Annotated in this window: 2 protein-coding genes; both read right to left on the bottom strand. The window is 45.8% G+C overall.

The genetic code is table 11. The features are described 5' to 3' along the window. Positions 1-3 precede the first annotated feature (3 nt). Positions 4-207 (bottom strand): sulfur carrier protein ThiS, encoded by a 204-nt coding sequence (gene thiS, locus R7Q48_RS29260; RefSeq protein ID WP_074531660.1) that lies wholly within the window; start codon positions 205-207, stop codon positions 4-6. A 79-nt stretch (positions 208-286) separates the two neighbouring features. Further along, on the bottom strand, positions 287-587 hold a 301-nt coding region (locus R7Q48_RS29255), incomplete at its 5' end, for a HesA/MoeB/ThiF family protein (RefSeq protein WP_411979308.1).

Below are 587 nucleotides of genomic sequence, written 5' to 3'. Positions count from 1 at the left end.
ACATTATCCCCCTGCGATGGCTTGAAACAGAGAGATGCTATCTCCCTCAGAAAGTACCGTACTCACCCATTCGCTACGCGGCACCACTTGATTATTAATGGCAAAAACACAGCCCATTTCAGGCAGAGAAAACTGGGTAATGATTTGCTGTAGGTTGGCTTTACACTCGACCAGCTGAGCTTGGTCGTTAATAGCGATAGTTATCACGTTACCTCTCTCCTTTAACAAAGGAACGCACAAACGAACTTGCTGCGAATTGATTTGAAACTGTCATGGCGGTCATCTCTTAACTGCTCACTGGTGCAAGATTATTGTCACCACAAACCTGACATTGCTTGTCTTTGGTTATAGACATGGTCTGCCAGTTCATCCGCAGCCCGTCAAAGAGGTGTAACTGACCACACTCAACATGAAAGCTATCTATCGCCAACTTTTGAATAGCAGCGAGAGCTTGGTAGTTCCCCAGAGTGCCCACCACAGGGCCGACAATGCCGGTTTCGCTGCACTTCATTGTTTGCTGCAATTCATCAAATGGATACAAGCATCGATAGCAGCCTGAATTTGATAGTTTGTCTGAGTAGTCAAAA

The sequence above is a fragment of the Vibrio sp. 378 genome, from assembly GCF_033339435.1.
The sequence above is the reverse complement of the archived record's forward strand: the minus strand, read 5'-3'. Positions and strand labels throughout refer to the sequence as shown.